Annotated in this window: 20 protein-coding genes; 10 read left to right on the forward strand and 10 right to left on the reverse strand. The window is 69.5% G+C overall.

The annotated features are described in order from the left end of the window. The first annotated feature begins 21 nt into the window (after positions 1–21). Entirely contained in the window at positions 22–291 is a 270-nt protein-coding gene (locus ASG29_RS14880; RefSeq protein ID WP_055986041.1) for a hypothetical protein, read from the forward strand. Further along, entirely contained in the window at positions 288–575 is a 288-nt protein-coding gene (locus tag ASG29_RS14885) for a type II toxin-antitoxin system RelE/ParE family toxin (RefSeq protein WP_055986044.1), read from the forward strand. Before ASG29_RS14880 ends, ASG29_RS14885 begins: the two co-directional genes overlap by 4 nt. A 4-nt stretch (positions 576–579) precedes the next feature. On the opposite strand, the gene treF is transcribed toward ASG29_RS14885, so the two are convergent. Continuing rightward, positions 580–2,154 (reverse strand): alpha,alpha-trehalase TreF, encoded by a 1,575-nt coding sequence (gene treF / locus ASG29_RS14890; protein WP_321163200.1) that lies wholly within the window; start codon positions 2,152–2,154, stop codon positions 580–582. Positions 2,155–2,281: 127 nt separating this feature from the next. Continuing rightward, positions 2,282–3,286 carry a fumarylacetoacetate hydrolase family protein gene (locus tag ASG29_RS14895; RefSeq protein ID WP_055986047.1) on the reverse strand — a complete coding sequence of 335 codons (1,005 nt, stop codon included), beginning with the start codon at positions 3,284–3,286 and terminating at the stop codon, positions 2,282–2,284. A gap of 354 nt (positions 3,287–3,640) precedes the next feature. Here ASG29_RS14895 and ASG29_RS14900 point away from each other — a divergent pair, with 354 nt between their 5' ends. Continuing rightward, the gene (locus ASG29_RS14900) at positions 3,641–4,795 is read left to right on the forward strand and encodes an acyl-CoA dehydrogenase family protein (protein ID WP_055986052.1); all 1,155 of its coding nucleotides are present in this window, start codon (positions 3,641–3,643) and stop codon (positions 4,793–4,795) included. A gap of 48 nt (positions 4,796–4,843) precedes the next feature. Here ASG29_RS14900 and ASG29_RS14905 read toward each other — a convergent pair whose 3' ends face one another. Both ASG29_RS14905 and ASG29_RS16890 read right to left on the reverse strand, forming a co-directional pair. Beyond that, on the reverse strand, positions 4,844–5,539 hold the full coding sequence (locus tag ASG29_RS14905; RefSeq protein WP_055986054.1) for a helix-turn-helix transcriptional regulator: 696 nt from the start codon (positions 5,537–5,539) through the stop codon (positions 4,844–4,846). Continuing rightward, the gene (locus tag ASG29_RS16890; protein ID WP_156458078.1) at positions 5,539–5,916 is read right to left on the reverse strand and encodes a VOC family protein; all 378 of its coding nucleotides are present in this window, start codon (positions 5,914–5,916) and stop codon (positions 5,539–5,541) included. The genes ASG29_RS14905 and ASG29_RS16890 overlap by 1 nt, the downstream gene beginning before the upstream one ends. Positions 5,917–6,194: 278 nt before the next feature. Between ASG29_RS16890 and ASG29_RS14915 the strand changes: the two genes are divergently transcribed. Continuing rightward, positions 6,195–7,619, forward strand: a complete 1,425-nt coding sequence (locus ASG29_RS14915) for a DEAD/DEAH box helicase (RefSeq protein ID WP_055986059.1) — start codon at positions 6,195–6,197, stop codon at positions 7,617–7,619. Positions 7,620–8,018: 399 nt separating this feature from the next. Here the strand turns inward: ASG29_RS14915 and ASG29_RS14920 are convergent, their stop codons facing one another. After that, positions 8,019–8,684, reverse strand: a complete 666-nt coding sequence (locus ASG29_RS14920; protein ID WP_055986062.1) for a nitroreductase — start codon at positions 8,682–8,684, stop codon at positions 8,019–8,021. A 76-nt stretch (positions 8,685–8,760) separates the two neighbouring features. Here ASG29_RS14920 and ASG29_RS14925 point away from each other — a divergent pair, with 76 nt between their 5' ends. The 5 genes from ASG29_RS14925 to ASG29_RS14945 all read left to right on the forward strand — a co-directional run bounded on the left by ASG29_RS14925 (position 8,761) and on the right by ASG29_RS14945 (position 12,589). Further along, a complete protein-coding gene (locus tag ASG29_RS14925) occupies positions 8,761–9,951 on the forward strand; it encodes an acetyl-CoA C-acetyltransferase (RefSeq protein WP_055986581.1) in 1,191 nt (396 codons plus the stop codon). Between the two features lie 96 nt (positions 9,952–10,047). Next, a complete protein-coding gene (locus ASG29_RS14930) occupies positions 10,048–10,830 on the forward strand; it encodes an SDR family NAD(P)-dependent oxidoreductase (protein WP_055986065.1) in 783 nt (260 codons plus the stop codon). A gap of 75 nt (positions 10,831–10,905) precedes the next feature. Beyond that, positions 10,906–11,337 carry an acyl-CoA thioesterase gene (locus ASG29_RS14935; protein WP_055986068.1) on the forward strand — a complete coding sequence of 144 codons (432 nt, stop codon included), beginning with the start codon at positions 10,906–10,908 and terminating at the stop codon, positions 11,335–11,337. A 72-nt stretch (positions 11,338–11,409) separates the two neighbouring features. After that, complete coding sequence (locus ASG29_RS14940) at positions 11,410–12,123, forward strand: hypothetical protein (RefSeq protein ID WP_055986070.1); 714 nt, start codon at positions 11,410–11,412, stop codon at positions 12,121–12,123. A gap of 10 nt (positions 12,124–12,133) precedes the next feature. Then, positions 12,134–12,589: a GreA/GreB family elongation factor gene (locus tag ASG29_RS14945; protein WP_055986073.1), complete on the forward strand. Its 456-nt coding sequence runs from the start codon at positions 12,134–12,136 to the stop codon at positions 12,587–12,589. Between the two features lie 66 nt (positions 12,590–12,655). Here the strand turns inward: ASG29_RS14945 and glsA are convergent, their stop codons facing one another. The 5 genes from glsA to lgt all read right to left on the reverse strand — a co-directional run bounded on the left by glsA (position 12,656) and on the right by lgt (position 16,910). After that, a complete protein-coding gene (glsA, locus tag ASG29_RS14950; protein ID WP_082516181.1) occupies positions 12,656–13,549 on the reverse strand; it encodes a glutaminase A in 894 nt (297 codons plus the stop codon). After that, positions 13,546–14,310 carry a peptidoglycan editing factor PgeF gene (gene pgeF, locus ASG29_RS14955; protein WP_055986081.1) on the reverse strand — a complete coding sequence of 255 codons (765 nt, stop codon included), beginning with the start codon at positions 14,308–14,310 and terminating at the stop codon, positions 13,546–13,548. Before pgeF ends, glsA begins: the two co-directional genes overlap by 4 nt. Further along, on the reverse strand, positions 14,307–14,819 hold the full coding sequence (locus tag ASG29_RS14960) for a GNAT family N-acetyltransferase (RefSeq protein WP_055986085.1): 513 nt from the start codon (positions 14,817–14,819) through the stop codon (positions 14,307–14,309). Before ASG29_RS14960 ends, pgeF begins: the two co-directional genes overlap by 4 nt. Next, the gene (locus ASG29_RS14965) at positions 14,816–15,859 is read right to left on the reverse strand and encodes a class I SAM-dependent methyltransferase (RefSeq protein WP_055986087.1); all 1,044 of its coding nucleotides are present in this window, start codon (positions 15,857–15,859) and stop codon (positions 14,816–14,818) included. The genes ASG29_RS14960 and ASG29_RS14965 overlap by 4 nt, the downstream gene beginning before the upstream one ends. Before the next feature lie 157 nt (positions 15,860–16,016). Next, positions 16,017–16,910 carry a prolipoprotein diacylglyceryl transferase gene (gene lgt, locus ASG29_RS14970; protein WP_055986089.1) on the reverse strand — a complete coding sequence of 298 codons (894 nt, stop codon included), beginning with the start codon at positions 16,908–16,910 and terminating at the stop codon, positions 16,017–16,019. A gap of 65 nt (positions 16,911–16,975) precedes the next feature. Between lgt and ASG29_RS14975 the strand changes: the two genes are divergently transcribed. After that, a complete protein-coding gene (locus ASG29_RS14975) occupies positions 16,976–18,682 on the forward strand; it encodes a class I adenylate-forming enzyme family protein (protein ID WP_055986092.1) in 1,707 nt (568 codons plus the stop codon). Positions 18,683–19,146 lie beyond the last annotated feature (464 nt).

Below are 19,146 nucleotides of genomic sequence, written 5' to 3' on the forward strand. Positions count from 1 at the left end.
GTCAGTATTTCAGGAGCGCGTATGTCCAAGGAAGCGGTCTTCACGATGAAGCTGGAACCCGACCTGCGCGACGCCTTCATGGCCGCGGCGCAGGAAAGCCACCGCCCCGCCTCCCAGGTCTTGCGGGAATTGATGCGCGAGTTCATCCAGCGACGGCACGATCATGCCGCCTTCGTCGAACGCAAGGTGGAAGTCGCACGTCGATCGGTCGCGACCGGACGTGGCCGGTCCGATGACGCGGTAGAAAGGGACTTCGCCGCCCGGCGGTCGCGCACCACCGGAAAACAATGAAGGTCGTCTGGACGCCGGAGGCGGAGCAGGATCGTGCCGAGATCTGGGACTATCTCGAAGCGCGCGATCCCGTCGCGGCGGCACGGATGGACCGCCTGTTCGCGGAAGCCGCGCGCAGGCTCGCCGACTTTCCCATGCTGGGGCACGACGGCGACGTCGCGGGCACCCGCGAACTGACGCCCCATCGCAGCTATCGCCTGATCTACGAAATCGCCGACAATACGGTATGGATATTGGTCCTGATCCATACCGCGCGCCAATGGCCACCGGTCCATGACGCCTGACCCCTCACCGCGCGCCGTACCGCTCCTGCATCGCGCGCACCACGCCGTTGGTCCAGCCGAAGCCGTCCTGCGTCGGATATTCCCCACCCCCGCCGGCGCGGCTTTCCTCCACGTCGTATTTCTCCAGCAGCTTGCCCGACGCGCGATATTCGCGTTCCACCGTGCCCAGGAAACGGCGCGCGACCTGCGCCGACAGGTCGTCGCGGCCGTAGCGGCGCAGGGCGTCGACCGCGATCCATTGCAGCGGCGCCCAGCCGTTGGGGCGGTCCCACTGCTGCCCCGTCGCGACCAGGGTCGTGCGCAGGCCGTTGGGCGCCAGCAGGTCGCGCCCGGTCGTCACCGCCACCGCCGCGCCATGCGCGGGCGAGGCCAAGCCGACGAACAGCGGATACAGCGTCGCCGCGGTCAGGCCGGGACGCAGCCGGCGCGCGGCACTGTCCCAGTCGCCGTAGCGCCCGCCCGCCTCGTCCCACAGCCAACGTTCGATCGCGCCGCGGCGCGCCTGCGCGGCGGCGGTGAAATCGCGCGCGCAGGCGGCGTCGCGCGCCGCCGCGCATCCGGCCGCGATCGCCTGTTCCAGCCCGTACAGCAGGCTGTTCAGGTCCACCGGCACGATATTGGTCGTATCGATCGTCGCCAGCGTGCGCCCGTCGGCCAGCCAGCGCGAGGAATAGTCCCAGCCGCTCTCCGCGCCCGCGCGCAGGTGGCGATAGACCTCCTTCACGTCGCGTCCGCTCGCCTTTGCCGTCTCGACATCCTCGCGCCAGCTTTCGTCGCGCGGGGTGTCGCGCGCGTCCCGGTAATGGTGCAGCCGCGCGCCGTCGGGCATCGGGATCGTGCGTTCGGGCGCGGTGAAGAAGGCATGTTCGCGCCGCAGCGCCGCCAGCCGCCGCGCATCCTCGTTCGCGTCGCGCGGCGGCGACAGCGCCATCATGGCGTACAGGAACGGCGGCTGCGACCGGCTGAGGTAATAGGTGCGCGTGCCGTTGGGGACGTGGCCGTAGCGTTCGACCAGCGACACGAAGTCCGCGACCATCGCGTCGACCAGATCCTGCCGCCCGTCCGCCTTCAGGCCCAGCATCGTGAAATAGCTGTCCCAGTAATACATCTCGCGGAAGCGCCCGCCGGGCACCACGTAGGGCTGCGGCAGCGCGAGCGCGGTCGATCCGGCGGGGGGATCGAGCGGTGGGCGCGTCAGCACGGGCCACAGCGCGCGGATATGGTCCGCCATCGGCAGGCGTTCCGCCGACGGCGCGGGCGCCGCGCCCTCCCCCGGCACGTCGAAATTGGCGCGGACGAAGGCGCGCAGCGCGGCATCGTCGACCGGCCCCAGCGCGCGCCAGTCGCGCATGATCGCCGCGGCGGGGCGCTTCGGGCTGGCGTCGACGAAGGTCTTTCCGTCGGGGAAGATGCGGCGTTCCTGCACCGCGGCGAACAGGTCGCCGTACGTGTCGGCGGGCGTGGCGACCGCCGCGATCGGCGTCGATGCGCGCGGGACGGTCGCGCAGGCGGAAAGCGCGAGGGCGGCGGCGAGAAGGGGAGCGACCGGACGCCGCCACGGCAACATGCTTCGCATCATCGACTTCTGCCTTTCCGTCGGATCAGCCACGTGCTCCCGCGCAGGCGGGAGCCCAGGGTCACGCACGAAACCATCGTTGGCCTGCGCAACCCTGGGTTCCCGCCTGCGCGGGAACACGAGGGAGACGTCAGCCGCCCACCACCTGCTCGATCACGCCGAAGATCGGGTGGTGCCGGTCGTCCTCCGCCCAGATCCGCACGGTATCGCCCGCCTTCAGGAACGGCGTCGCGGGCTTTCCGTCGCGGATCGTCTCGATCGTGCGGACCTCCGCGATGCAGGAATAGCCGACGCCGCCGTCCGCGACCGGCCGACCCGGCCCGCCGTCCTCGCCGCGGTTGGACACCGTGCCCGATCCCACGATCGTGCCCGCGCCCAGCGCGCGCGTCTTCGCCGCGTGGGCGACCAGCGTACCGAAGTCGAACGTCATGTCCTCCCCCGCCTCCGCCCGGCCGAACGCCGCGCCGTTCAGGTCGACGAACAGCTTGCGATGCAGCTTCCCGTCCTTCCACCAGTCGCCCAACGCGTCCGGGGTCACGAACACGGGGGAGAAGGCGGAGGCGGGCTTGGACTGGAAGAAACCGAAGCCCTTGGCCAGCTCGCCGGGTATCAGGTTGCGCAGGGACACGTCGTTGGTCAGCCCGATCAGCCGGATCGCCTCCAGCGCCTGGTCGCGCGTCGCGCCGAGCGGCACGTCGCCGGTCACGACCACGACCTCCGCCTCCATGTCGCAACCCCAGCTTTCGTCCGCCAGCGGGATGGCGTCGCGCGGCCCGAGGAAGCCGTCGGACCCGCCCTGGTACATCAGCGGATCGTGCCAGAACGTATCGGGCATCTCCGCGCTGCGCGCCTGCCGCACCAGCGCGACGTGGTTCACATAGGCGGAGCCGTCCGCCCATTGGTAGGCGCGCGGCAGGGGGGCGGCGGCGTCATGTTCGTGGAAGCGTTCGCGCGGAATCGCCTCGTTCCGCAGGTCGGTGGCGAGCAGCTCCAGCGCGGGCGCGACCCGGTCCCAATCGTCCAGCGCGCCCTGCAACGTGGGGCAGATATGCGCCGCATCGGCATACCATGCCAGATCGTCCGACACGACGACCAGGCGACCGTCGCGGCCGTGCTTCAGGCTGGCAAGCTTCATGCGACATTCTCCTCTTCCGTCCCGACCCTAGCCGCTCGCCCGGCGCGAAGTCGATAGCGGGCGGCCGGGACGCGGGCCGCGCGCCGCGACCGTCGCAGGCGAATTGGCCAAGTCATTGTTTTTGCACGATCGACAAATCGCGAATGTTGCGAATGTTGAGGCGATGGCGCGGTATTGCATGATCGGCGCACGGGCGCGGGTTTCGGGGAAGGGCGGTCGGTCGACGGGATACACCGGCGGCGGCGTGTAGGACAGCGGCACCGGCCCGCAGCCCGCGCCATAACAAAAGTTACTTGACCCCCCGTCCCGCCCCCGCCACGTTCCGCGGCATCGCATCAATCGAAGGTTTTTCCCATGTCGCTCGACCAGGTCGCCGGCCGTTTCGCCTATAACGAGGATCACGAGGCGTTCCGCCAGACCGTGCGCAGCTTCCTGGCGAAGGAGGGCGTGCCGCGGTCGGACCAGTGGGAGAAGGACCGGCTGGTCCCCAAATCCTTCTGGCAGCAGGCGGGCGAGATCGGGATGCTGTGCCCCACCGTGCCGGAGGCGTATGGCGGGCTGGGCCTCGATTTCGGGTATAACGCGATCGTGGACGAGGAGATGGCCTATTCCGGCGTCCCCGCGGGCTTCTCGCTCCAGTCGGACATCGTCGCGGGATATATGGAGCATTACGGCAGCGAGGAGCAGAAGAAGGAATGGCTGCCCAAGATGGTGTCGGGCGACGTCATCACCGCGATCGCGATGACCGAGCCGGGGACGGGCAGCGACCTGCAATCGATCCGCACGACCGCGAAGAAGGACGGCAACCATTACGTCATCAACGGGTCGAAGACGTATATCACCAACGGGCAGAACACCGACCTGACCCTGGTGGTGGCGAAGACCGATCCCGACGCGCAGCCGGCGTGGAAGGGCATGTCGATCATCCTGGTCGAAAGCGACCGGGAGGGCTTCAGCAAGGGGCGCAAGCTCGACAAGATCGGGCAGGATGCGGCGGATACGAGCGAATTGTTTTTCGAGGACGTGCGCGTGCCGATCACCAACTGCCTGGGCGAGGAGGGGATGGGCTTCGTCTACCTGATGAGCCAGTTGCCGCAGGAACGCCTGTCGATCGCGGTCAGCGTGATGGCGTCGTGCCAGAAGGCATTCGACGACACCGTCGCGTTCACGAAGGAGCGCAAGGCGTTCAAGGGCTTCGTGTTCGATTTCCAGAATACCAAGTTCGTGCTGGCGGACCTGAAGGCGAAATTGCAGGTCGGCTGGGCGCACCTCGACTGGGCGATCAACCGCCACCTGAAGGGCGAGCTGACGAACGAGGAAGGCGCCGCGGCGAAGCTGTGGCACACCGACCTTCAGTGGGAAGTGATGGACGCCTGCCTCCAGCTGCACGGCGGCGCGGGGTATATGAACGAATATCCGATCGCGCGGATGTGGCGCGGGGCGCGGGTCAGCCGTATTTATGGCGGGACGAACGAGATTATGAAGGAAGTGATTTCGCGGAAGTTGTGATTTGCTTCGACCGGCGGATGCGTCGCGCATCTGCCGGTCCTTTCACCGTCAGGCCTGCGGACCGTGTTCCGCCTCGAACCGGCGCACGCAGGCGGCCAGCGATCGTTCGGCGGCGGGGACGTATCGCTCGCCGACGGGCTCCAGCCCCCACATGCGGTCGAGCCGGAACATGCGGAAGTCCGCCCGCGTCTCGCACCACGCGACCATCGTCCATACCTTGCCCCAGAACCACAGGCCCAGCGGATGGACCCGCCTAAGGGTTGCGGCGTCCTCACGGTCGCGATAGCCGAAGGTAAGGATGTCGCGCCCGTCGATCGCGGTGTCGATGCGATCGATCAGGTCGCGCACCGCATCGGGCAGTTCCATCGGCGGCGCGAACACGCTGGCATCCGCGACCCGCTTCCGCTCCGCCTCGGGCAGGACCAGCTCGATCTTCACCAGCGCCTCGACCGCGGCGCGGGCCATCGCCCGGCCACCCCACGACCGGACCATCCGGATGCCCGCGACCAACGCCACGATCTCGTCGCGCGCGAACATCAGCGGGGGCAGGTCGTATCCGCTGCGCAGGACGTAGCCGACCCCAGCCTCCCCGTCGATCGGCACGCCGGTCGATTGCAGGTCGGCGATGTCGCGGTAGATCGTGCGCCGGGACACTTCCAGGCGCTCTGCCAGCATCGCCGCCGTCAGGAGCCGACCGCTGCGCAGACATTGGACGATCTGGAACAGGCGGTCGGCCCTGCGCATCAATCGTTGTACCGGAACAGTCCGAGGCTGTTGCCCTCGGTATCCTTCGCATAGAAGAACGAGCCTACGGGAATGTCGATCACGTCCGACACCACCTCCCCGCCGGCCTGCCTGACCCGCGCCATCGCATCGCTCAACTGGTCTGTCACCGCGAAATGCGCGGTCATCCCGTTGCCATCCGCAGCGGGCGTGCCGGGATAGATATGGCCCGCGGCGTGTCCGCCCGGCGCATGGGGAAGCATCCACATCGGATTGGGCCCGTTGTCGTCGCGCACGAGCTTTCCCTGTAGCAAGGTTTCGTAGAAGCGGCAGGCGCGTTCGGGATCGGCGGCGGGGATTTCGGTGAAGACGATCTGCGTCGGGGCGGCGTCGGTCATGGCATATTCCCTTTCGTTGCTGACGAACGCTTCCTGCCACACTGCTCCTGCCACCATCCTGTCAGCAGCATCGGCCGTCGCCACCCCGCATTGACATTCCGCACCGCAGCATCTATCTGCCGCCCCATCGAGGCGTTTGCAGCGTGATCGAGCCTGTTCGCAGGTTCCGGCTCCGCCTCGGTTGGTTCTCCGGCTTCCCAAGTCACGCGGGGTGTCCTTTCTCCCCGCCACCCGTGCGTCCGGCGCGCGCGGTACGGCCACGTACAGGCTATATTTCCATGTCATTCTCCCATCTCGGCCTCGCCGATCCGCTCGTTCGCGCGATCGAGGCCAAGGGTTATACCGAGCCCACCCCGATCCAGCGCGACAGCATCCCGACGCTGCTGGAGGGCCGCGACCTGCTGGGCATCGCGCAGACCGGCACGGGCAAGACCGCGGCGTTCGTGCTGCCGTCGATCCAGCGCCTCGTCGAATCGGGCAAGCGCGTCCTGCCGACGCATTGCCGCATGCTCGTCCTCGCCCCCACGCGCGAACTCGCCAGCCAGATCGCGGACAGCGCGCGCGGCTATGGCCAGTTCAGCAAGATGTCGGTCGTCACCGTCTTCGGCGGCACCAGCATCAACAAGAACCGGCAGGACATGAGCCGCGGCGTCGACATCCTCGTCGCCACGCCCGGCCGCCTGATCGATTGCGTCGAGCAGGGCTACATCAACCTGTCGATGACCGAGATCCTGGTGCTGGACGAGGCGGACCAGATGATGGACCTGGGCTTCATCCATGCGCTGAAGAAGATCGTGCGGATGGTGCCGCGGAAGCGCCAGACCCTGTTCTTCAGCGCCACGATGCCGACCGCGATCCGCGAGCTGGCGGCGCAGTTCCTGAACGATCCCGCGACCGTGTCGATCAAGCCCGCCGCGACCACCGCGGAGCGCGTCGAGCAGTCCGCGATCTTCTGCAACCAGGCGGAGAAGCAGGCGCTGCTGACGATCCTGCTGCGCGAGACGAAGGACATCGATCGCGCATTGGTGTTCACGCGCACGAAGCATGGCGCGGACCGCGTCGTGAAGCTGCTGGCGGGCAACGGCATCGCGTCGAACGCGATCCACGGCAACAAGTCGCAGCCGCAGCGCGAGCGGGCGCTGGCGGCGTTCAAGTCGGGCGACGTGCCGATTCTGGTCGCGACCGACATCGCGGCGCGCGGGATCGATGTGTCGGGGGTGAGCCATGTGTTTAACTTCGAACTGCCCAACGTGCCCGAGCAATATGTCCACCGCATCGGCCGCACCGCGCGCGCGGGCGCCAGCGGGGAGGCGATCGCGTTCGTGGCGGATGACGAGAAGCCGTATTTGCGCGATATCGAGAAGCTGACGCGGCAGAAGGTCGCGGTCGGTTCGCTGCCGGAGGATTTCCTGAAGCGCGCGGACGCGCTGCGCGCGGAGCGGGCGAAGACGATCGGTGCGGACCCCGCCCCGCGCGAGGATCGCCCGCGCCAGCAGCGCGGCCCGGCGCGTCCCAAGGCGACGCACGCCCCGCGCCCCAGCCACGGTTCGCGCCAGCATGATCCGAACGGCGGGACCGCGGCGTCGACCGGCGGCCGCAACTACGCCAACGCCAGCCGTCGCGGCGGCTCGGGCGGCGGCGGCGGCCGGGGTGGCCGCGGTCGTGGCGGCGGCGGCGGTGGGTCGCGCGCCACCGCGGGCTGATCCGCTTGCCCCTGCGCAACGCGGGGGTCGGGAGTGTCGGGTTACGCGTAACGGCGGTGCGGGCGAGCGATCGCCCGTGCCGCCGTTTCGTCGTGCGGCGGGAGCCATGGGCCCCTGCCTTCGCAGGGGCGACGGTGGTTGGGCTAGTCCCCCAACCCCCGTTCGGCCTGAGCGTAGTCGAAGGCCATGCACGCCGCATATGCTTCGACTTCGCTCAGCACGAACGGGGGCGGTACGGCGCTTCTCCTCTCCCAGCCCTTCCGTCATGCCGGGCTCGTCCCGGCATCCACGGTGCCGCCGGACCTCATCGGGGAGAGTGAGCGGAGGGGTGGATGCCGGGACCAGTCCGGCATGACGGATCGGCCTGTCGGCGCCGAACGATACGACGCACGCAAGACCCTACCCCCGCACCACCAGCCATTCCTCCTCCGGCGCGCGCGCGCTGCGCGTCGCGTTCGCGGGGTCGGCTGTGTCCTCGTATCCGATCGCCACGCCGCAGAACAGCATCCGCTCCTCGGGCACCTCCAGGAACGCCTCCACCGTCTTGGGATATACCGCCCAGCATTCCTGCGGGCAGGTCGCCAGCCCGTGCTCGACCGCCAGCAGCATCAGCGTTTGCAGATACATGCCGAGGTCCGACCATTGCGGCGGCCCCATGCGGCGGTCGACGGTGACGAAATAGGCCGCGGGCGCGCCGAAGAACTGGAAATTGCGCGCGAACCAGATCGCGCGCGCCTTCTTGTCCTCGCGCGGGATGCCGAGGCGGCCGTACATCTCCTCCCCGATCGCGAAGGTGCGCTGGCGGTACAGGTCGTCCATCTCGCGCGGATAGATGTCGTAGCCGGGCGTCTCGGTCTCGCGGCGTTCGATCTTCCCCGCCATGATCGCCTTCAGCCGCTTCATCGATTCCCCATGAACGATGTCGACGTGCCACGGCTGGATGTTCCCCCCCGTCGCCGCGCGCGACGATTTGATCGCCAGGTCCTTCAGCGTGGCAAGGTCGATCTCCCGGTCGAGAAATCCGCGTACCGATCGCCGTGCCGCGACCGCCCGAGTAACATCCATTCGCGTCTCCACTTGCCGTTCGCGTCAATTCGCGCCATCTAGCGCCGGGATAACACTTGTTATGGAGACTCGGAAGATGGCCGAAGCCTTTATCGTCGAAGCGGTCCGTACCGCGGGCGGGCGTCGCGGCGGAAAGCTGGCGGGCGTGCATCCCGTCGACCTGGCCGCGAAGGTGCTGGACGCGGTGATCGAACGGTCGGGCATTCCCGGCGAGGCGGTCGAGGACGTCGTGATGGGCTGCGTCAGCCAGGGTGGCGAACAGGCCGGGCAGGTCGGGCGCAACGCGGTGCTGGCGGCGAAGAAGCTGCCGCAATCGACCCCCGCGGTCACGATCGACCGCCAGTGCGGCTCGTCGCAGCAGGCGATCCAGTTCGCGGCGCAGGCGGTGATGAGCGGGACGCAGGACGTCGTGATCGCGGCGGGCGTGGAGAGCATGACGCGCGTGCCGATGGGGTCCACGTTCAAGCTGTTCTACGACGCCGGGCTCGGCAAGAACAAGTCGCCGGGGCTGGAGGAGAAATATCCCGGCATCCAGTTCAGCCAGTTCGCGGGCGCGGAGATGATCGCCAAGAAGTTCGGCTTCGCGCGCGAGGACCTCGACGCCTATTCGCTCGCCAGCCACCAGAAGGGTGCGGCCGCGACGCAGGCGGGGAAGTTCAAGGACGAGATCGTCGCGATCGACGTCGACGGTGAGGCGCATGCCAGCGACGAGGGCATCCGCTACGACGCCAGTGCCGAGGGCATGGCGGGCGTGAAGAAGCTGTCCGACACGGGCGTCATCACCGCCGCCTCCTCGTCGCAGATCTGCGACGGCGCCAGTGCGGTGCTGATCGTGTCGGCCGCCGCGCTGGAGAAATACGGGCTGAAGCCGCTGGCGAAGATCGTGAATCTGACCGTCACCGCGGGCGACCCGGTCGTGATGCTGGAAGAGCCGCTGTACGCCACGGACAAGGCGCTGGACCGTGCGGGGCTGAAGATCGAGGACATCGACCTGTACGAGGTGAACGAGGCGTTCGCGCCCGTGCCGATGGCGTGGCTGAAGCACACCGGTGCCGATCCCAGCAAGCTCAACGTCAACGGCGGCGCGATCGCTTTGGGGCATCCGCTGGGCGCGTCGGGAACGAAGCTGATGGCGACGTTGGTCCACGAACTGAAGCGCCGCGGCGGCCGGTACGGGTTGCAGACGATGTGCGAGGGCGGCGGCGTGGCCAACGTCACGATCATCGAAAATTGCGACTGGCAGGGCGGCGACGCGAAGGCGGCGTAACGCGCTACGATCATTGTGCTGCCGCGAAGGCGGGAGCCCAGACTGGGTCCCCGCCTTCGCGGGGACACATCCTTTACCATGGGGAGGATTTCTGACGTGAAGCTCGACAACAATATTTCCGCCGTCATCACCGGCGGCGCGTCCGGCCTGGGCGCCGCGACCGCGCGCGCGCTGGCGGCGAAGGGCGTGAAGGTCGCGCTGTTCGACCTGAACGAGGAAAAGGGCGAGGCGCTTGCAGCTGAGCTGGGCGGCGTGTTCTGCAAGGTCAACGTCACCGACGAAGCCAGCGTCGACGCGGGCTTCGAGAAGGCGCGCGCCACGATCGGGCAGGAGCGGATCCTGGTCAATTGCGCCGGCACCGGCAACGCGATCAAGACCGCCAGCCGCAAGAAGGAAGACGGCAGCATCAAGCACTTCCCGCTCGATGCGTTCAACATGATCGTGCAGATCAACCTGGTCGGCACGTTCCGCTGCATCGCCAAGTCGGCGGCGGGGATGATGACGCTCGACGCGCTGGAGGATGGCGACCGCGGCGCGATCGTCAACACCGCGAGCGTGGCGGCGGAGGACGGGCAGATGGGCCAGGCGGCCTATTCCGCGTCCAAGGGCGGCGTCGTCGGCATGACCCTGCCGATCGCGCGCGACCTGATGAGCGAGGCGATCCGCGTCAACACGATCCTGCCCGGCATCTTCAACACCCCCCTGCTGGCCGCCGCGCCGCAGAACGTGAAGGATGCGCTGGGCGCGCAGGTGCCCTTCCCCAAGCGACTGGGGAACCCGGAGGAATATGCCAGCCTCGCGCTGACGATGATCGAGAACGGCTATTTCAACGGCGAGGACGTCCGCCTCGACGGCGCGATCCGCATGGCGCCGCGCTGATCCGCCTGCCCCCCTCCCGCTTGCGGGAGGGGTCCGGGGTGGGCATGGTCGCACGATAAGAAAAGAAGGTCGTCCATGCCCCGTCCCGCCCCGCACCGGCTGCTGCCGGAAAGCTATCCCCATCACCAGGTGATCCCGACGCGGTTCCAGGACCTGGACGCGATGGGGCACCTCAACAACGTGGCCTTCGCCGCGATGTTCGAGGATGCGCGCGTGCGCTTCTTCCGCGCGATCGGGCGGGAGAATGCGCGCGACGGCTTTCGCGCGGTTGTGGCGTCGAACACGATCAGCTACCTGCACGAGGGCGGCTACCCCGCCGATGTCGCGATCGCGATCGGCGTGGGCCATATCGGCGCGCGATCGTACGAGGTGCTGGCCGCGATGCACCAGGACGGCCGCGCGATCGCGACGTCGGAAACGGTCATCGTGATGACGCATCCGGTGGGCGAGGACCTGCCCGCGGTGTTCCGCGCGGCGCTGGAACGGATGCGCCTGCGCGCGCCGTGACCCTTATCGCTTGATCCCCGGCACCCGCGGCGCGATTGGGGCGTTGGGCGGTCGATCGAAAAGGGGACGCACATGGATTCCGGCAGCTTCTCGATGGAGCCGATCTCGCAGGACAATCTTCTGGTGTTCGCCTCGCTCGCGCTTGTGGCGATCCTCGCGGTCCTGACCGTGATCGGCATGATCGTGGGCGCCCGCAACAAGCGGCGCCGCGTGGCCGCGGAGCAGGAGGAGCAGGCGCGGATCGACGCGCTGCGCGCCGACGGCGTGGCGGTGCGCGACGTGGTCGAGGGCGCGCCGGTCGAGCCCGCGCCGACGCCCGCGGCGAAGACGGCGGACGCGTCCCCCGCGCCTGTCGCGCCCCCCGCGCCCGTTCCCGCCGCGCCCGTCCCGGCCGCCCCCGCCCCGCCGCCGCTGGCGGACCAGCCCGCGCCGGGGATGCCCGCCGACCCCGCGCCGCTGGCCGACGAGCCGATCCCCGCCGCCGCGCCGCTGGACGCCTCCCCCGCCACGATCGCCGCGGATCCGCCGTCCGACGTCGGCGGCGCGGCAATGCCCGTCACCCGGCTGAAGGGCCTGGGGCCGAAGATCGCGACCCGGCTGGGCGAACTTGGCATCACCGACGTGGAGCAGATGGCGGCATTGACCGACGCGCAGGCCGCGGACCTCGACGCGCAGCTCGCCCCCTTCCAGGGCCGGATGGAGCGCGACCGCTGGCGCGACCAGGCGCGATTGCTGGCGGCGGGCGACCGCGCGGGCTTCGAACGCGAATTCGGGAAACTGGGATGAGCCCCCGGTCATGAGCGTCGCCTTCCGCCGCGAAAGCGACGAGGAACATCTGGAACCGAAGTTCGAGCTGCCGATCCCGCGCGGCCCGAACCTCGTCACCCCCGCGGGGCTGGCGCTGATCGCGGAACGCATCGCCGCGCTGGACGCGCAGGTCGCCGCCACCGACGATGCGGAGGAGGAAAAGGCGCTGCGCCGCGACCTGCGCTACTGGCACACCCGCCGCACGACCGCGATCCCGACCGCGCCGCGCGGCGACGGCGTCGTGGGCTTCGGCAGCCGCGTCACGTTCACGCTGGCGGGCAAGGCGCGCACGGTGACGCTGGTCGGCGACGACGAGGCCGATCCGGCGGCCGACCTCCTCCCCTTCTCCGCCCCGCTGGCGCGTGCCTTGCTGGGGGCGGAGGCGGGGGACCTGCTGCCGTTCAACGGGCGCGAGGATGCGATCGAACTGCTGGCGGTGGGGTGACGCCGCATCGATGTGCCGTGTGGCCTTCGGACGTCGCGCAGGCCGGACGGAGGGGAACGCATCGGGTCACCCGCCGAACACCGACCATCCCGCGCGATCCGCGATCATCTCCAGCCCCCGCACGCCCAGCATGCTGTTGCCGTGCTGGTCCAGGTTCGGCGACCATGTCGCCACCGCGCCCACGCCCGGCACGACGGCCAGGATGCCGCCGCCGACCCCGCTCTTGGCGGGCAGGCCGACGCGCACCGCGAAATCGCCCGACGCATCGTAATGGCCGCACGTCATCATCAGCGCCAGCACGGTCCGCATCCGCCGCGCCGCGTCGCCCTTCCCGCGCGTCTCCGCCAGGAACAGCCCCGCCGTCGCCAGCAGCCCGCAATCGAGCGAGATCGCGCATTGCCGGACATAGGACGCCATCACGTCGTCGATCGGCGCGCGCAGATTGTCGTGATGGCGCATGAAGCTCATCAGCGCGCGGTTCAGGTCGCCGCCGTCGTGCTCCGACGCCATCACGTCCTCGTCCAGCACCACCGGCACGCCGATCCGCCGCGCCACCGCCTGCATCACCGCATCCGCGCGGCCGCCGTCGACCAATTGGTCGACCACCGCCAGCGCGCCCGCGTTGATGAAGGGATTGCGCGGAATCCCCTTCGTCCGTTCCAGGTCGACGATGGAATTGAACGGGTCGCCCGACGGTTCGCGCCCGACGCGGTCGAACACATCGTCGCCGACCGCGGCCAGCGCGCATTCCAGTGCGAAGACCTTGGCGATGCTCTGGATCGCAAAGCGCGTGTCCGCCGCGCCCGCCCGGTACGTCCCGCCATCCGCCAGGGCGACGGCGACGCCGAACGGGCCGGGGGCCAGCCCCTCCTCCTTCGCGTCGGCATCCGCCTCGATCGTCGCGGCGTCGCGCGCGATCTCCCCGGCCACGTCGTCGAGGATCTGCCGGATATCCATCATGGAAGCGCGATCAGCGATACCTGCCGCCCGTAATCCGCCTCGCCGCGATGCGTCGCGCGGCGATAGCTGTAGAAGCGCGCCGCGTCGGCATAGGTGTCCAGCCCCAGCGCCTCGACCGTCCCGACGCCCGCGGCGGCGAGCCGGTGCGCGACATATCCTTCCAGGTCGAACCGCGCATGGCCCGCGCGCGCATCGGCGAAGAACCGCTCGTTCTCGCGGTCCGCGTCCTCGAACCGCGCACGGAAGGCGTCGTCCACCTCGTAGCTGGCGCGCGCGATGCACGGGCCGACCGCGGCGACGATGCGCGCGCGGTCCGCGCCCAGCGCCTCCATCGCCGCGATCGTGGCATCGGTGACGCCGCCGATCGCGCCCTTCCACCCCGCATGGGCCGCGCCGATCACCCCCGCGGCCGTATCCGCCAGCAGCACCGGCGCGCAATCCGCGGTCAGGATGCCCAGAACGATATTCGGCCGGTCGGTCGCCATCGCATCGGCATGCGGGCGCGCGCCGTCGTCCACCGGCGCGGACAGCGTCACACACTCGGCCGAATGCACCTGGTACAGTGTCGACAGCGTGCGCCCCGGCGCCACCGCCGCCACCGCGCGGCGCCGGTTCTCCGCCAGTTCCGGACCGATATCGTCCTGCCCGCGTCGTCCCAGGTCCAGCCCCTCGGTCACGCCCGTCGACACGCCGCCGCGCCGCCCGAGGAAGCCGTGCGGCACGTCCGCCAGCGCGCGCGCGCGGGTCACGTCCACGGTCACAGGTCCAGCCTCATCACGATATCCTCGTCCGCATGGTTGCCGACCATGAACGCATAGGGCCCGACCTCGACGAAGCCGCGCTTCAGGTAGAAGCGGCGCGCGCGGTGATTGTCCACGAATACCGACAGGTACAGCGCGCGCATCCCGCGCGCCCGCGCCTCGCCGATCGCCCAGTCCATCAGCTTCGGGGCGAGGCCGACGCCCTGCCAGCCGTCGAGCAGGTAGAATTGCCTGAGTTCGATCGCGCCCGCGGGCGGGGTGAAGGGCAGCGACGGCGGGCCGAGTTTCGCATAGCCGACGAGGCTGCCGTCCGCCTCCACCAGCCGCACCGCGAACGCCGGGTCCGCGATCTCCGCCGCCCAGGCCCGGGGCGTGTGGCGCGCGAGGAAGATCTCCAGGTCGTCGGGGGCGTACAGATAGCCGAACGTGTCGGTGAAGGTCCGCCGCGCCAGCGTCGCGACCGCGGTCGCATCGCCGCGATACGCCTCGCGGAACGACACCGCGCTCATGCGAAGCCCGCCGGTTCGGGCCAGTCGGCGTGACGAATCGACACGACGCGGAACAGCTCGCCCATCTCCTCCACCAGCCGCGCGCGATCGGGCGCGACCCGCTCGCCCAGCGCGGCGGCCCGCGCATCGATGCCCAGCGCGGTCAGGAACGCGCCCTGGCCGATCGCCCCGCCGACCCGCGCGCCCGACGCCTGCGCCACGAGCGCCAGCGTCGCCATGTCGACATGCGCGGTCAGGTCCTGCTCCCCCGGCGCGTCGAACGGATTCGCGAAGCCGTGCGCGCGCACCGCCTGCAACGTGTCGCCCACCGCCGGGCCGTCGTAACCGTAATCGATCACCAGCGCCGCGCCCCCCTGCGCGACGATCCGCGCCGACAGGTCCGCCATCACCGCGACGCCGGCGGGCGACGTTTCGATGATCGACCCCGCGGGCGCATCCGCCAGATGGGGCGGGATGATCGCCGCGGGCACGACCTTTCCCGCGACGGGCAGGAACAGCAGGTCCTGGCACGCCACCAGCCGCTCGTGCCACTGCGCCCCGCGGCGCACGAGCTGGCGGATCGGCAGCGCGTCGAAGAATTCGTTCGCGACGACGATCAGCGGCACGTCGTCGGGCAGCGACGCGAGACCGTCATGCCACGTCGCGTCTGGCACGAGGCGGGCCTGCGCGGTGCGGAGCGTCGGGCTGGTCTCCACGAAATGCACCGCGGGTGTCAGCCCGGCGCGCGCCATGACGCGCAGTGCGTCGGCGGTCAGCGTGCCGCGCCCCGGCCCCAGCTCCACCCACGCGACCACAGGCCGTCCCGCCCGGTCCCACAGGTCCGCGGCCCAGGCGCCGATCAGCTCCCCGAACATCTGGCTGATTTCCGGCGCGGTGGTGAAATCGCCGCCCGCGCCCAGCGGATCGCGCGTCGCGTAATAATGCGCGTTCGCCGCGCCCATGAACTGGCTGACCGGGATCGGCCCGCCCAGCGTGATCGCGCGGGCGAGGCGTTCGGCGAGCAGGGGTTCGGCGGGGTCGGGCGGGGGGCTGTCGGTCACCGCGCCTCCATGGCGCGAGCGCGCCGTGGGGGCAACCGGGGCCCGGCCTTACGAATCCGTCATCCCGGCGCAGGCCGGGAACCAGAGCCACGCACGCAATGGTCGCCGTTGGGACACTGGACCCCGGCCTTCGCCGGGGAGACGACGTGGAGTGACCCTACGCCACGCTCTCCCCGCCCGCGAGCGGCTCCACCCGCTGCCGCCTTTTCTTCGCGGTCGCGATCAGGAACGCGCCGCCCGCGATCATCGGCACGCACAGCCACTGGCCCATGTGCAGGCCGGTCGCCGCCGCGAATTCGCGCAATTGCTGGTCGGGTTCGCGGAAGAATTCGACCGTGAAGCGCGCGACGCCGTATCCGGCCAGGAAGATCCCGACCAGCATCCCCGGATTGTACCGCGCCTTCGTCCGCCAGAAGAAATAGAACAGCAGCGCGAACAGCGCGACGCCCTCCAGCCCCGCCTCGTACAGCTGGCTGGGATGCCGCGCGGGCTCGATCATGCCGATCGGCACCGTGCGCTCGAACACGATGCCCCATGCCGCGTCGGTCGGCTTCCCCCACAATTCCCCGTTCACGAAATTGGCGAGCCGGCCGAAGAACAGGCCGAACGGCACCACGCACGCGACGTAATCGTGGATGCGCAGCCAGTCGAGCCCGTGCCGCCGCGCGAACCAGATCAGCCCCAGCGACGTGCCGATCACCCCGCCGTGGAAGCTCATCCCCCCATCCCACAGCCGGAACACCGACAGCGGTTCCAGCAGCATCCGCGGCGCGTAGAACAGGACATAGCCGATCCGGCCGCCCAGGATGATCCCCAGCGTCGCATAGAACACCAGGTCGTCGGCATGGCGCCGCGCCATCGGCGCCCCCGGTTGCGCCAGCAGTTTCAGCAGGTACCACCAGCCGACGACGATACCCGCGATATAGGCTAGGCTGTACCAGCGCAGCGTGAAGAAGCCGATCGAGAAGACGTCGGGATGCAACCCCAGGTCGGCGAAGCGGACATGGTCCGCGGCCACCCCGGCGGCGGCGGCGATAACTGGCAGGATCAAGGCTTTCCCCTCTCGAACCGCGCCTGCATAAGGGGTGCAAACGACAGAACCAAGCGGAGAGACGAATGCGGACGGAGCTGGACCAGCGCATGGATGCCGTGATGGCGGCGATGACGGGGGAGGGCGGCGCGCTGCCGCTGGGCCGCGTCACGCGGTTCGGACAGGACCTGCCCTACATCGCCGCCGCGCCGCCGCACCTGGCGGCCTATTTCGCGCATTTCTCCGCCCAGCATGCCGACACCGAATTCCTCGTGGCGGGCGACGAGCGGCTGACCTACGCGCAGGCCCATGCCGCCGCGATGAAGGTCGCACGCGCGCTGATCGCGGACCATGGGGTGGCGAAGGGCGACCGGATCGGCATCGCGGCGCGCAATTCGCCGTCGTGGATCGTGCTGTACATGGGCATCCTGATCGCGGGCGGGGTCGCGACGCTGCTGAACGGATGGTGGCAGAAGGAGGAGCTGGAGGCGTCGATCCGCGACGTCGGCGTCCGCATCGTCTTCGCCGATCCCCCGCGCACGCGGCGGCTGGCGGAGATCGCGGACGCAGGCTGGCGCGTGGTGGAGTTCGACGACCTGAAGCCGCTCGACGTCGCACTCGCCCCGCTGCTGGCCGATCGCGACGTGGCGCTGCCCGACCTGTCGGGCGACGACCATGCCACGATCCTGTTCACCTCCGGCTCGACCGGCCAGTCGAAGGGCGCGCTGTCGACGCATTTCCAGGTCGTGCAGGGCATCTTCAACTATCTCGCCAGCGCGCTGATGATGCTGGCGATCGCGACGCAGGACGCCGCCGCCGCCGGACCGGAGGCGCCCGCGCCCCTGCAACCCGCCACCCTGCTGAACGTGCCGCTGTTCCACGTCACCGCGGAGGTGCCCGTGATGCTCCAGTCGTTCGCGATCGGGCGGAAACTGGTGCTGATGCCCAAATGGGATGCGGCGGAGGCGATGCGCCTGATCCAGCAGGAGAAGGTCACCTATTTCGTCGGCGTGCCGCTGATGAGCTTCGAGATGCTGACGCACCCCGATCGCGCGAACTACGACCTGTCGACCGTGACGGACATCGCCGCGGGCGGCGCCCCGCGCCCGGTGGAGCATGTGAAACGCATCGACCAGGAAATGGAGGGCGCGCCGCTGATCGGCTACGGCCTGACCGAAACGAACGGCGTGGGCACGGGCAACTGGCGCGGCAATTACCTGGCCAAGCCTAATTCCGCCGGCCGCCCGTCGCTGCCGCTGGTCGACCTGGCCATCCTGGACGACGACGGAAGGCCCGTGCCGCAGGGCGCGCGCGGGGAGGTGTGCATCCGTTCCGCCGCCAATTTCCAGGAATATTGGGGCAGGCCGGACGCGACCGCCGACGCCTTCACCGACGACGGCTATTTCCGCACCGGCGACATCGGCACGCTGGACGCGGAAGGGTATCTGTTCATCGTCGACCGCAAGAAGGACATCATCATCCGCGGCGGCGAGAACATCAGCTGCCAGGAGGTCGAGGCCGCGCTGTACGAGCATCCCGAGGTCGCGGAGGCCTGCGTCTTCGGCCTGCCCGACGAACGCTTCGGCGAGGTCCCGGGCGCGGTCGTCCACCTGCGCGAGGACGGGGTGATCGAGGCCGACGACCTGATCGCGTTCCTGTCGCAGCATATCGCCGCGTTCAAGGTGCCGCAGCGGATATGGATCGCGACCGACCCGCTGCCGCGGCTGGGGACGGAGAAGATCGACAAGGTGTCGCTGCGGAAAGCGTATCGGGAACTGGCGGCGGCGGCGTAGGCAGAGGGGGGCGGGTCCGTCACGCGACACCCGTCCGTCTACCGGGCTTGTCCCGGCATCCACGGTGCCTCGATCCCGCACGGCTGAAGAATGCGGGGCGGCGGACGTTCGAAGGCGTTCGATATCCGGCCCGAATAATACGTCCCGCCACATGTGTCCCCGCGAAGGCGGGGACCCAGTCTGGGCTATGATCGGGTTGAACGTGCCCCGCACGTTCAAGCATCGTCCGGGGGACGATGCGACCCGATCATCCTTCGCGGGAGCACAATGAGGTACTGGCGGAGTGTGGGCGCAAGCACCCACTCCCGTCATGCCGGGCCTGTCCCGGCATCCACCGCGTCACACCTAGGCACGGCCGAGGCACGCGGCGCGGTGGACCCCGGAACCAGTCCGGGATGACGGCGTGGGCGGGGCGGCGTTCCGGACCTCACCGCCATCCGGCCCCCCCCAGCCCCCCCCCCCCC

Source organism: Sphingomonas sp. Leaf412 (assembly GCF_001425405.1).
In the GTDB taxonomy this organism is placed as follows: Bacteria; Pseudomonadota; Alphaproteobacteria; order Sphingomonadales; family Sphingomonadaceae; genus Sphingomonas.